Raw genomic sequence first — 12,392 nt, forward strand, 5'->3', positions numbered from 1 at the left:
TAATCTTGTTGAAATCGACTATTAAGATACTGAAAATCAATAACTTAAACAAGTTTAAGACGTTGTTTTTCAATGAATTAAGCTTGTTTTTTTATCTATTTACCAACCCTTGATTCGCATTATTAATTAAATTTTGTAAGTTACTTTTTATAAAATAGCCCCATTATATTAAATTAAAATTGTTATCCATCCATGCTTAAAAATGATGCTTTTATAATTACTATGGCGTATCCAGAAACTATTGTTTTTCATCCGGAAGAATGGTATTCTGAATTTTTGAGATTCGTATTTGTTGGAAGTAAAAAGCATATTAGAGCAGGTCATGCAGCTTTAGTTTTAATTTATAAAAAAAACAGGTATTTTAGAGTATCATGATTTTGGCCGTTATGTAACGCCATCTCCTAACGGAGGTGTAAGAGGAAGGGAAACAGAATTTGAATTACATTTTTCTTTAAAAGCTGAAATTATTGATGATAAAATTTATAATTTATATGAGATTTTGAAGTTTTTGGCTACTAAATCTAAGCTGACTTACGGTAATGGCGATTTGTATGCTTCGGTATGTAATGCTGTCAATTACAATTTAGCGGGTAGGCATATTACCGAAAAGCAAAATCAAGATTTTATCCGTTAAGCCACTTTTATTAAAGACGCTTGTAATTGCGCACGTTTTGTTACTGATGCTCTAATTTTCTCGGTCACAGATTCTGGTTTAAAAAAAGCTTTGGTAAAATCTAAATGGTTTACACCAAGTACTATTGGTAATGTCGTCATTGCAGACACTGAAGATTTTGTTTACAGAGTAACAGACATAGGAATAATACATGAATTTATATCTTCTGTTGGTAGGGGAAATAGACGTTTATTTTTGGATGTGTTAAAAGGTTATGGTACAAGTTTACATGGAACCATCGAGCCAAAACATAATAACCAAAAGAATAACCATGACAGAGGTTAGGTGGAATTGCAGCTGGAGCTTGGTTTGAGATTCATGATTTAGAACATGAAGAAGAATACCGCTACAGAAGAATATCACCTTACAAAAATATAGACTGCGACGCTGTTTATAAGATAGAGATTGAAGGCTTTGATATTGAAGCCTCATAGGAGTTTAGACATTATTCAAATTGTAGATTTTTACATATTGAATAGAATGAAAAAATATTTAAGTTTGAATTTTTAAGACATTTGAAGCTTAATTAAGCGAAAAAGGTGAGCTTAACTTAAAAGAAGGAATAAAAACTTTAAACTTTTTTGAGTTCGAAAAATTAACCATATCATAATAGCCTCGCATACTTCCAAATGGTGACGTTAATAAGCAGCCCGAACTGTATGTATGTGTTTCGCCAGGTTGTAGTATAGGTTTTTGCCCAATGACGCCTTCGCCGCGCACGGTTTCAATATTGTTTAGGGCATCTTTAATTTTCCAATAGCGCGAGTTAAGTTGTACGACGTCTTCGCTAAGGTTTTCAATAGTAACTTTATACTCAAAGGCATAGTTTATTTTATAGTTTTTATAAAACGTGCCTTCAAAATTAGTTTCTACCGAAATTTTAATTCCGCTTGTAACTTGATAAATCATTGCTTTTTCTTCTTCTAAACGAAGATAAGGTATTTTTTGTGTTATGATAACTAAAAAATTATGACATGGCTTTTTTTAAGAAATGTTTAGCAACATAGGTTTCTATGGTTTCATAAAAGTTAAGAATATCTTCTTTTTCTAAAACAGTATTCATAGTTACCATACGCACAAATTCAAGATTATTAAATTTTCCGAAACCTACCATAAGTTGTGAGTCTTGATAAAGTGCAGTACAAAGTTCATTTGCAGCAATGTCTTTATAATTAAAACAAACCGAAATTGAATCTTCAAAATATTAGTGTCCGATAAAATTTTAATTTGTTATACGCTCTGAGTTGGCTTCTCCAAGACCAATAAGTCTATCGAAACGGGCACCTAAATCTCTGTAGTATACGAGGACTTTATAGTTGTTTTCGGTTTGCCAAAAGTTGCCGCTAATAGTACCTTCATTGATAGTTCCGTTAGTATCCACAGTCACAAATTTATAATTGTAGAATCCTTGTTTTAGTTTTAAAACACATTCGTAATCGCCATTTTCTCTATTGTAAATCATACGCGTCATATCTTCTACAGCAAAATTGTTGAAGTTGCCAAAAACATGTACATCTTTATCTGCAAACTCTTCTTCTCTTAGTCTAAAATGAACTAAAGTGTAATCCGTCTGTGTGTCAAGGTTATCTACGCTAACGGCGTTTATCAAAAAATTACCATTAATATCAGGATTCCATGTGTAAGGTCTGTTTTTTCTACTAATTTGCCTAAAGAGATAACTGTGGTATAAATCCTGAAGATCTATAAATTGAACACCTAAATTGGCTGTACGTACATTTTTAGTTTCAAAATTCAAATATTCATTTCCTGCCCAAAAAGAAGCTTTATCATCATATCGGTAAATTAATTCATTACCAACAGTAAATTGAGGTTTTAAGTCTTTAATCGCAGTTTTTAGGTTGTTGTTTTGGATAACTAACGTTTTTATTGTTTCAAGCGGATTGTTAAGATTTAAATCTCCAGAATTAATCTTAATATTTACAATTTGCTTTTCATCAATAGTTTCAAAATTACGCGTTCTTTTAGGTTGTACACCTACTGTAACAATATCTTCGACCAACATAAATTTTCTTGAAAACATGATTTCGTCATAATCGTCGTAAATCGTTATCATGTAGTTTCCTGATTTTAGAAGTCTACGTGTTTGTTGATTTGGAATTCTTAAATCGTAGTGTGAATAAATTTGATAGGTATTCAGCGAGTTGAGGTAATTTATAATTCTAACATTATCAACACCTTTAAGGTATTCACCCTTGACTAATTGTGAGGGCTTCCAGTCAAAGTCAAAATGCTCAATCTTATAATAGAAGTCCTCTTCATTACCCGTAAGTGCATCGAACTCTAAACTAAAAGGCTCCCCAACTCGTAGAATAGGGAGTTGTGCTTGACTTGTGCTTCCTTTAAAAGTGATAGTTTTTATAAAATCTGGAGGTAGTATTTCTTCAGCTTGAGAAAAGCTTAATACAGAATAAGTAATGAGTGATACTAATAAAATCTTCTTTGCCATTATATTGATAATTATTGTATCAAAGATAAACAAAATCTATGCCTTAAATCGGGGCTTTAGATATAGCTTAACTGATTAGTGATTTCTAGTATTATTTGTTTAACGATTTACAACTTAAGAAATAAAACAGGCCAAGATGCTTAAACAAATCGTTTTCGTTGAAAAATGGTTAACAATAATTAACTAAAAATTTTAAGATTGCGTCAGATTATTTATCCTTTAATTCGTATTTTTGCACGGATTTTTTAGATAACTAATCTTAAGAAATATGTCAAAAGACATTAGAATTAAAAAAGGCTTAGATATAAAATTGGTTGGCAAAGCCGAGAAGACAACTGAAAATGCTATTATTAGCAATACGTACTCCATTAAGCCAGAAGATTTTCATAGTATTACTCCAAAACTTGTAGCAAAAGAAGGTGCAAAAGTAAAGGCTGGTGAAACTTTATTTTACAATAAGGATGTTGAGGATATGAAGTTTGTGTCTCCTGTTTCTGGAGAGGTGACTGAAGTTACTCGTGGAGAGCGACGTCGTATTATGGCAATTAAAATAGTAGCCGACAAAGCGCAGACTTACGTAGAGCATGGTAAATTTGATTTAGCAGCAGATGCAGATGCTCTCAAAGCACATTTGTTAGCTTCGGGATGCTGGGCTTTTATAAAACAACGTCCTTATAATGTTGTAGCTAACCCTAACAATACACCAAAAGCTATTTTTGTTTCAGGTTATGCTTCGGCACCACTTGCAGCGGATTTAGATTTTACACTAGCAGATAAAGAGGCTGAATTACAAGCTGCGGTTACTGCATTGTCTAAATTAACAGAAGGTGGTGTACACATATCAGTTGGTAAAGGCTCAACATCTCCATTAGCTAATTTAAATGATGTAACCACTTACACTGTTTCTGGTCCTCATCCGGCTGGAAATGTTGGGACATTAATCAATAAAGTAAACCCTGTAAATAAGGGTGAAGTTGTTTGGACAGTTAATGCTCAAGATTTAGTGATAATAGGAGAACTATTATTGACAGGAAAATTTAATGCCGAAAGAACAATTGCTTTAGCAGGTTCTTCAGTAAAAAAACCACGCTACTTTAAAACTAAAATTGGAGCAGAAGTTGCGACAATGATATATGACAATGGCGTAGATAAAGATGGTAACGACCGCGTAATTTCTGGTAATATATTATCGGGAAAACAAATTGAGCCAGACGGAAATTTAGATTACTACAGTAATGTTATTACCATTATACCAGAAGGTGACGATTACGAATTCTTTGGGTGGAACAAGCCTGTTTTTGACAAAATTTCTACAACGAGAGCTTTAACGTTCTCTTGGATGTTGCCAAACAAAAAGTTTGATTTGGATACAAATACTAATGGTGAGCACCGCGCATTTGTATTAACAGGAAATTACGAACAAGTATTTCCTTTAGATATATATCCAATGCAAATCTTAAAGGCTTGTATGTATCAGGATTTAGATGAAATGGAAGCTTTAGGGATGTACGAAGTTGCACCTGAAGATTTTGCATTGACAGAATTTGTTTGTGTGTCTAAGCAGCCACATCAGCAAATTATACGTAAAGGATTAGATTTAATGTTAAAAGAAATAGGATAAATTTTATAATCGCTAATATCATTCTAAGCGATATAAAAACATCAGCAATATGGGTTTAAAACAAAATTTACACAGTTTTAAAATGAAAAATAAGGACAAGAAATGGCTTCCTGCCTTTAATGCCTTATTTACATTTTTATACACACCAAATGAAACGACGCATAACGGAACGCACATCAAAGCTGCTGACGATTTAAAGCGTACGATGAATACGGTTATTATAGCATTAGTTCCATGTTTAATTTTTGGTATTTTTAATGCTGGATATCAGCATTATTTAGCACTCGGAGAAATTGAATCTGCAAACGGCTTTTTAGGTGCTTCTTTTTGGACACTTGATAACCTTCTTATTGGAGCAGCAACTGTATTACCTTTAGTTATAGTCTCCTATGGTGTAGGTTTGGCAGTAGAATTTGTTTTTGCTGTTATCAAAGGCCATGAAGTTGAGGAAGGTTACTTGGTTACAGGTATGTTAGTACCGCTAATAGTGCCTGTAGACATTCCGTTATGGATGCTAGCAGTAGCTGTTATTTTTGGAGTCGTTATAGGAAAAGAAGTTTTTGGTGGTACAGGAATGAATATTCTTAACCCAGCACTAACAATCCGTGCATTTTTATTCTTTGCATATCCAACATGGATGTCTGGAGATAAAGTTTGGGTACATGGTGCAGTAGAGCGCGACCAAATGATAGCGGCAGGTCAAAACTTAGATGCTATGTCTGGAGAAACTATATTAGGAACCTACGCTGCAAATAATACTGTAGATTACAGTTTTATGGATATGTTTTGGGGATTAATACCTGGTTCAGTAGGTGAAACTTCAAAGTTCTTAATTATAATTGGCGCTCTATTTTTAATTTTCACTAAAATAGGGAGTTGGAGAATTATATTCTCAACATTAGTCGGTGCTTTAGCGATGGGCTTAATTTTCAACGGTGTCGTTGAGATGGGTTGGATTGGAGAAACAAGTAAGTTTTATGGATTAATGAGTGTACCATTTTGGCAACACCTCATTATAGGAAGTATACTATTCGGAGCCGTTTATATGGCAACTGATCCTGTGACAGCATCACAAACTAATAAAGGAAAATGGATTTATGGATTTTTAATAGGATTTATTTCAATTATGATTCGTGTATTTAATCCAGCTTATCCAGAAGGTGTATTCTTAGCCATATTATTAATGAATGTATTTGCACCAACAATAGATCATTACGTGGTTCAAGGAAATGTTAAACGTCGTATGAAACGTGCTAAAGTTAAAGTAGCTTAACTATGGAAAAAAGAACAGATAAAAATTCATATACGGTAATATTTGCCGTAGGAATGGTATTAGTTGTAGGAGCGTTGTTAGCGTTTTTGGCATCTTATCTTAAACCGACTATTACCGAAAACAGAAGACTAGAGAAACAACAAAATATTCTTTATGTTCTAGGAGTTAACGAAAATGATGAGTCAAGCGCAGTATTTGTCTCTGCGGATAAAGCACCAGAAGCTTTTTCAGAAAATGTAAAAGAGCAATTGGTATTAACTATTGACTCTAATGGCAAAATAACAAAGACCCAAACTCGTGATGATTATTTTAAAGAGACCAATAAAGAACCTTATTTAATTGATGTTAAAAAAGAACAGGATAAGGCTAAAAATGGAGAGTCAAGAAAGTTGCCACTTTTTGTTGGAGAAAACAAAGAAGGTAAAACCGTTTATGTAGCACCAATTTATGGAAAAGGATTATGGGATGCCATTTGGGGTTATGTCGCAATAGATGAGGACATGATAGTAAGAGGCACTTATTTTGACCATAAAGGAGAAACAGCTGGATTAGGAGCTAACATAAAGCAACGTTATTTTATGGATGATTTCTATGGAGAACATCTATTAACTAAAGCTGGTGTTTTTAAAGGTATTACTGTAGCTAAGGGAAATGCAGACCCTTTAAATAAAGATAAAACAGATAACGAAGTAGATGCTATTGCAGGTGCAACAATTACCGGAGATGGTGTTTCTGCTATGATAAAGAAAGATTTGAGGTTGTATAAGCCTTACTTTGATAACTTAAAAAATAATTAATTATGGGTATATTATCAAAAAAAGATGCTGCATTATTAAAAGATCCTTTCGCGGATAACAACCCAATTACGATACAAGTTTTAGGAATTTGTTCAGCTCTCGCAATTACAGCAGAGTTAGAGGCATCAATAGTAATGTCTATATCCGTACTATTTGTTATGGGAGTAGGTAATGTAGTCATTTCATTAATACGAAATATTATTCCTTCAAAAATTAGAATTATAGTACAGCTTGTTGTTGTTGCTACATTAGTAATTATTGTAGACCAAGTTCTCAAGGCATACGCTTATGAACTTAGTAAAACACTTGGTGCATTTATTGGTTTAATTATCACTAACTGTATTATTATGGGACGTTTTGAAGCTTTTGCTTTGGGGAATGGTCCATGGCGTTCATTCTTAGATGGTATTGGTAACGCAGTTGGATATGCAGTAATATTAATCATAGTAGGATTCTTCAGGGAATTATTAGGTTCTGGAACATTATTAGGTTTTCCAGTTTTAGGAGATCCAATTGCAAAAACAGGATTGTATGCTATAGGTTACGAAAATAATGGATTTATGTTATTGTCTCCAATGGCACTTATTGTTGTTGGTATTATAATTTGGATACAGCGTTCAAGAAATAAAGCATTAATCGAAGATTAAAACAGTAGCAATAATTATTTGTTTTTAGCTCAAGCAGAAATTTAAAACACATGGAACATTTAGAATTATTTTTTAAATCAATTTTTATAGATAACATGGTATTTGCAACATTCCTAGGGATGTGTTCTTACCTAGCTGTATCTAAAAAGGTATCAACAGCTGTAGGTCTTGGAGCTGCTGTTATATTTGTATTAGCAATAACAGTGCCGCTTAACTGGTTATTAGACCAGTACTTACTTCAGCCTGGTGCATTATCATGGTTGGGTGCAGAGTATGCAGACTACGATTTAAGCTTCTTATCATTCATCATGTTTATTGCCACTATAGCTACCATGGTACAATTGGTTGAGATTGTTGTTGAAAAATTTTCACCTTCATTATACAATTCACTAGGTATATTTTTACCATTGATTGCTGTGAACTGTGCTATTTTAGGCGGTTCTTTATTTATGCAATCAAGAGAGATAGCAAGTTTAGGATTGGCTTTAAATTATGGGATAGGCTCTGGGATTGGATGGTTCTTAGCAATTCTTTCAATTGCTGCTATTCGTGAAAAAATTAGATACAGTAGCGTACCAGCACCGCTAAGAGGCTTAGGGATTACTTTTATTATTACAGGTCTAATGGCTATTGGTTTTATGAGTTTTGGTGGTATGCTTACAGGTGGCGATGAAGCGCCAGCGCCAGAAACCCAAACTGCTGTTATCGAAGAAATTAAAGAAGAAGAAAAACAGAAAGAGGCTAAAGTGGTTACAGACTTAACTTTAGCAGAAACTGTAAACAACTAATAGAAAAGAATATGATGTTATTAGCTGCAAGTACAATAGGAACAATAGTAGCCACGGTAAGCGCTTTTTTACTGGTGACTATACTTTTAGTGGCTTTGTTACTAACTGTAAAACAAAAATTATCACCTTCCGGACCAGTTAAAATATTAATTAACGGCGAGCGTGAAATAGAAGTGGCTTCTGGTAGTACACTTCTAAACACATTAGGTAGTAATAAAGTCTTTTTACCATCGGCTTGTGGTGGTGGTGGAACCTGTATTCAATGTGAGTGTCATGTTCTTGAAGGTGGTGGTGAAGCGCTTCCAACGGAGACGCCTCATTTTTCCAGAAAAGAACTTAAGGAAGGTGCACGTTTAGCTTGTCAGGTAAAGGTGAAGCAAGATATGGAAATTACCATTCCAGAAGAGGTGTTTGGTATCAAAAAATGGGAAGCTACTGTTGTGCGTAATTACAATGTAGCCTCATTTATTAAGGAATTTGTTGTTGAGATTCCTGAAGATATGGGTTATAAAGCTGGTGGGTATATTCAAATTGAAATTCCAGAATGTGAAATTAAATATTCTGATATTGATATCACGGCACACCCAGAAGAGCATGAAACGCCAGACAAGTTTCAAGCAGAATGGGATAAGTTTGGTCTTTGGCCATTGGTAATGAAGAATAATGAAACTGTTGAGCGTGCTTATTCTATGGCTTCTTACCCAGCAGAAGGTCGTGAGATTATGTTGAATGTACGTATTGCAACACCACCATGGGATAGAAGTAAAAACCAATGGATGGATGTCAATCCAGGCGTAGCATCATCTTATATTTTTGCACAAAAACCAGGAGCTAAAGTAACTATTTCTGGACCTTATGGAGAGTTCTTCATCAATGAGTCAGAAAGTGAAATGCTTTACGTTGGTGGTGGTGCAGGTATGGCGCCAATGCGTTCGCACTTATACCATTTGTTCAGAACGGTTAAAACTGGTCGTAAAGTAACCTATTGGTATGGTGGACGTTCTAAAAGGGAGTTGTTCTACATTGAGCACTTTAGAAAATTAGAAAAAGACTTCCCTAACTTCAAATTCTATATGGCACTTTCTGAGCCTCTAGAAGAAGATAACTGGAAAGTAAAAAAAGATATCAATGATGAAGATGGAGATGGTTTTGTAGGCTTTATCCATAACTGCGTTATCGATAACTATTTAAATCATCATGACGCGCCAGAAGATATAGAATTATACTTCTGTGGACCTCCATTAATGAACCAAGCGGTACAAAAAATGGGTGAAGACTTTGGTATTCCAGATGAGCATATCAGATTTGATGATTTCGGAGGTTAGGTAACAATTACCATCTCTCAAATAATATTCAAAACAAAAACCAACGTAGATGCGTTGGTTTTTTTGTTAAATAATTTAAAATCTAATAAGAAAGTAGATACTTAGGTTTATCATTTTCATACTCAAAAAGCTTAGAATAATCCATGATGTTAGATATACCTTCCAATCTGCATAAATGTGAAACTACTGCCGATAAACCTTTAAAAAGAACTTCTTTATCAGTCGTATTTTTTGGTTTAGAATTTTTATAATGAAGTGGTACAGTGTAACCACAAGCCCTAAGAAATACTGATTCTATAGTTAGCAACTCTAAAGGTGTATACCCATTAAAACGGCGACCTATATTCTGGTGAAATTTACCAATATAATTAAGCTGTTTCGAGCCATGGTTGTCAGATAGGTATTTCCAACTTTCGGTATTATTCAAAATATTCCCAACAGCACATTGTTTGCAACATTCAGGATTTAAGGTGTTATTATGAAATGCTATATAAAGCCTTTCTATAGCAGCATCAAAGCGTTTTGAAGTTTTCATGAGACTTTTTTTTCTTTTTCGAAAGTAAAAGATACGAAAAAAATAAAAGTCAAATGAAGTCAACCATTTATATTCTACAATTAAAAAGACAGCAGTTCTATTGCCTATAATTAAAACTTCATGTGTACTAAGTTCATTTTTTGAAAAGGAATAACCTGTCGGGACATTGACTTCACGAGTTCCAGAGGTATCTTTAATTCTAAATTTACTTCGAACTAAAGCATATCCAAAATGTGATTTTTGGTAATGCAACTCATAACCAAACTTGGGTGGAAATGTACACTTTAAGGCTCTTAATTTTATATTGTCTTCATTTTATATTGTCTTCAACAGCTTTACAAACGGAGTTTCCATTCCAACTTGCTTCTAATGGGTCTGGTAAGTCAGGCTGTTCTGTTTTGTAATTCAATAAAAGAGTAGCTAATAATATTGTTATATGAAGATGATATTTTTTATATTCAAAATAATAAAGGCATGATATATTGAAATAAAACAATTAATAAAGCCACTGAAATTAAATTCAAAATTATGCCTGCACGCGCCATTTGATGCACTTTTATAAATCCGCTAGCAAAAACTATGGCATTTGGCGGTGTGGCCATTGGTAGCATAAATGCACAACTACTTGCAATAGTTACAGGAATAAGTAAATGTAAAATAGGGATGTCTAAACCAATAGCAATACCGGCGACTACTGGAGCTAAAACAGCTGTTAAGGCCACGTTACTCATTAGTTCTGTCACAAATAGCATTAAGACTATAAGTAGAGATGCTGTAATTAAAATACCAATATTAGCATTAGATATATTAGCAGAAACCATATCTACAATACCACTTGCAGACATACCTTTTGCCAAAGCCAAACCACCACCAAACAGAATTAAAATGCCCCAAGCCAGTTTTTGAGTATCCTTCCACTGCAATATAAAATCTCCTTTTTTAAGGTTATTCGGAATGGTAAATAAGGCAATAGCTCCAAAAATACTAATCATAGTATCGCTTAGTTTTAGTTCAGGTAAAAGCGAATTAATAAGGCTTCTAAAAATCCACAGCGAGACTATGATTGCAAAAATGATAAGTACATGACGCTCTTTAGGCGTTAATTTCCCCAGTTTTTTTAATTCATTAGAAATAACTGATAGAGACGCTCCAAAAACCAAGCCTTTACAAGGAAACAAGAGTTTAACCAAAACCAAATACACTATAGATATAAGTATAATCGAAAACGGTAAGCCAAAAGACATCCATTTGGCAAAGCTTACTTCAGTATTATACTCATTTTCAAGTAACCCAATAAGTACCGAATTTGGGGGTGTGCCAATAACCGTTGCAATACCACCTGCATTGGCGGCAAAAGCAATACCGAGCATTACGCTTAAGGAAAAATTTTTATCTGCTTTTGTAAAACCATCATCATCATTAATTAATAGGGTAATTACAGACATGGCTATCGGTAACATTACCACAGTACTTGCAGTATTACTTATCCACATGCTCATAAAAGCTGTTGCAATCATGAATCCAAGGGTAACTTTATTTGGTGAAGTTCCTGTGAGTTTAATTATCGAAAGCGCTATACGTTTATGCAGATTTACTTTCTCTAGAGCCAAAGCCAATACAAAACCACCAAAAAATAGAAATACGATTGGGCTACCATAGTTTGCACCAACATCTGCTATAGGCATAATTTTAAACAAAGGAAAAAGGAGCAACGGTAAAAGTGCAGTTACCGATATGGATACAGCTTCTGTAATCCACCAAATAACCATCCATAGGGCAACACCAATTACGGTATCTGCTTTTTCTAAAATTATACTAATCGTTGAAAACTGAATTATTAAAAAGAGCAATGGTCCCAAAAAGAGACCAATACGTTTTGATAATGGGTGGTTTTTCATGATTTAAAAATAGAAATTAAATACGAAACATAAGCTTTTAATCGTTTTTACGTCATGATAAAAAAATATTAATCTTTCTATTTGTAGTAACTGTGGTTGCAGTTTTTGCATTTCAGTTTCAGCCTGTAAAGCAAACGGTAGTAGCAGTTGTTGCTAAACCGAGTTACCTGAATAAGACCGGAAAAATACTAAAAACGAGAGTTCTCATTCCCGAAAATTTTAAACGTGTGACTTACGATTCAACTTTATTCGCTTTCAGGTTTAATACCTCGAGGCTTGCCTCGTTAATTATTACTATTTTGTGACTCGATGTCACAGAATAGTAAATATATCCATAAAAGTCATAATGTTACAGTTTTACTATATCA

General features: G+C 33.8%; 13 protein-coding genes and 1 pseudogene. 9 read left to right on the forward strand and 5 right to left on the reverse strand.

The genetic code is table 11. The features are described from left to right. Positions 1 to 192 precede the first annotated feature (192 nt). The 3 genes and pseudogenes from HKP48_RS03845 (at position 193) to HKP48_RS12215 (ending at position 1,107) form a co-directional block, all read left to right on the forward strand. Positions 193 to 375, forward strand: a complete 183-nt coding sequence (locus HKP48_RS03845; RefSeq protein ID WP_296343007.1) for a DUF6695 family protein — start codon at positions 193 to 195, stop codon at positions 373 to 375. After that, positions 359 to 958: pseudogene (locus HKP48_RS12210) on the forward strand (DUF6695 family protein). Before HKP48_RS03845 ends, HKP48_RS12210 begins: the two are co-directional and overlap by 17 nt. Before the next feature lie 29 nt (positions 959 to 987). Next, the gene (locus tag HKP48_RS12215) at positions 988 to 1,107 is read left to right on the forward strand and encodes a DUF6695 family protein (RefSeq protein ID WP_363928590.1); all 120 of its coding nucleotides are present in this window, start codon (positions 988 to 990) and stop codon (positions 1,105 to 1,107) included. 88 nt (positions 1,108 to 1,195) lie between these two features. Here the strand turns inward: HKP48_RS12215 and apaG are convergent, their stop codons facing one another. From apaG to HKP48_RS03865, 3 genes are all read right to left on the reverse strand, one after another. Continuing rightward, on the reverse strand, positions 1,196 to 1,582 hold the full coding sequence (gene apaG / locus HKP48_RS03855; RefSeq protein WP_296343010.1) for a Co2+/Mg2+ efflux protein ApaG: 387 nt from the start codon (positions 1,580 to 1,582) through the stop codon (positions 1,196 to 1,198). Between the two features lie 58 nt (positions 1,583 to 1,640). After that, a complete protein-coding gene (locus tag HKP48_RS03860; RefSeq protein ID WP_296343012.1) occupies positions 1,641 to 1,787 on the reverse strand; it encodes a hypothetical protein in 147 nt (48 codons plus the stop codon). A gap of 108 nt (positions 1,788 to 1,895) precedes the next feature. Next, positions 1,896 to 3,140, reverse strand: a complete 1,245-nt coding sequence (locus HKP48_RS03865) for a type IX secretion system plug protein domain-containing protein (protein WP_296343014.1) — start codon at positions 3,138 to 3,140, stop codon at positions 1,896 to 1,898. A 268-nt stretch (positions 3,141 to 3,408) separates the two neighbouring features. Here HKP48_RS03865 and HKP48_RS03870 point away from each other — a divergent pair, with 268 nt between their 5' ends. Genes HKP48_RS03870 through nqrF form a run of 6 tightly spaced genes read left to right on the forward strand, consistent with a single transcriptional unit; the run spans position 3,409 to position 9,591 of the window. After that, complete coding sequence (locus HKP48_RS03870) at positions 3,409 to 4,761, forward strand: Na(+)-translocating NADH-quinone reductase subunit A (protein WP_296343016.1); 1,353 nt, start codon at positions 3,409 to 3,411, stop codon at positions 4,759 to 4,761. Between the two features lie 49 nt (positions 4,762 to 4,810). Next, entirely contained in the window at positions 4,811 to 6,034 is a 1,224-nt protein-coding gene (locus tag HKP48_RS03875; RefSeq protein WP_296343018.1) for an NADH:ubiquinone reductase (Na(+)-transporting) subunit B, read from the forward strand. A gap of 2 nt (positions 6,035 to 6,036) precedes the next feature. Further along, positions 6,037 to 6,831 (forward strand): Na(+)-translocating NADH-quinone reductase subunit C, encoded by a 795-nt coding sequence (locus HKP48_RS03880; protein WP_296343020.1) that lies wholly within the window; start codon positions 6,037 to 6,039, stop codon positions 6,829 to 6,831. 2 nt (positions 6,832 to 6,833) lie between these two features. Further along, positions 6,834 to 7,478 (forward strand): NADH:ubiquinone reductase (Na(+)-transporting) subunit D, encoded by a 645-nt coding sequence (locus HKP48_RS03885; RefSeq protein WP_296343023.1) that lies wholly within the window; start codon positions 6,834 to 6,836, stop codon positions 7,476 to 7,478. A 50-nt stretch (positions 7,479 to 7,528) separates the two neighbouring features. After that, complete coding sequence (gene nqrE, locus HKP48_RS03890) at positions 7,529 to 8,266, forward strand: NADH:ubiquinone reductase (Na(+)-transporting) subunit E (protein ID WP_296343025.1); 738 nt, start codon at positions 7,529 to 7,531, stop codon at positions 8,264 to 8,266. Between the two features lie 14 nt (positions 8,267 to 8,280). After that, entirely contained in the window at positions 8,281 to 9,591 is a 1,311-nt protein-coding gene (nqrF, locus tag HKP48_RS03895) for an NADH:ubiquinone reductase (Na(+)-transporting) subunit F (protein ID WP_296343031.1), read from the forward strand. Between the two features lie 82 nt (positions 9,592 to 9,673). On the opposite strand, the gene HKP48_RS03900 is transcribed toward nqrF, so the two are convergent. Both HKP48_RS03900 and HKP48_RS03905 read right to left on the reverse strand, forming a co-directional pair. Then, a complete protein-coding gene (locus tag HKP48_RS03900) occupies positions 9,674 to 10,126 on the reverse strand; it encodes a Na(+)-translocating NADH-quinone reductase subunit F (protein WP_296343027.1) in 453 nt (150 codons plus the stop codon). A gap of 458 nt (positions 10,127 to 10,584) precedes the next feature. Then, the gene (locus HKP48_RS03905; RefSeq protein WP_296343029.1) at positions 10,585 to 12,024 is read right to left on the reverse strand and encodes a DASS family sodium-coupled anion symporter; all 1,440 of its coding nucleotides are present in this window, start codon (positions 12,022 to 12,024) and stop codon (positions 10,585 to 10,587) included. Positions 12,025 to 12,392: the final 368 nt, after the last annotated feature.

Origin of the sequence: Winogradskyella sp. (assembly GCF_013042245.1) — a bacterium.
In the GTDB taxonomy this organism is placed as follows: Bacteria; Bacteroidota; Bacteroidia; order Flavobacteriales; family Flavobacteriaceae; genus Winogradskyella.